A 383-nucleotide genomic window follows, 5' to 3' on the forward strand; every position below is an offset into this window, starting at 1 on the left:
CGCCGGTTGCCGGTGGACTACGCCTCGCATTGCGCGCACGTGGATGTGCTGCGCACCGAGTTGGAACAACTACAGGTAACACCCGGCCGGGGACGGGTGCCGTTCTACTCCACCGTTAGCCAGGACGAGACGGTGTTCGACGCCGGGTATTGGTTTCGGAATCTCCGCCAGCCGGTGCGGTTTCACGACGCGGCGACCCGGGCGGTCGGTGACGGGTTGGGATTGTTCGTTGAGGTGAGTCCGCATCCGGTGTTGGTGGCGGCGATCGAGGACACCGGCGGCACCGCGGTCGGCAGCCTACGTCGCGACCAGTCGGGCCCGGACATCTTCCTGACGAACCTGGCTCAGGCCCACACCTATGGCGCGGATCTCGACTGGGCGAC

At 66.6% G+C, this 383-nt stretch carries 1 protein-coding gene; it reads left to right on the forward strand.

What is annotated here, in order from left to right:
* A partial coding sequence (locus ACLQ28_RS34540) for an acyltransferase domain-containing protein (protein ID WP_425690453.1) occupies window positions 1-383 on the forward strand: 383 nt, incomplete at both ends.

This window comes from Micromonospora sp. DT201 (assembly GCF_049841575.1).
Taxonomy (GTDB): Bacteria; Actinomycetota; Actinomycetes; order Mycobacteriales; family Micromonosporaceae; genus Micromonospora.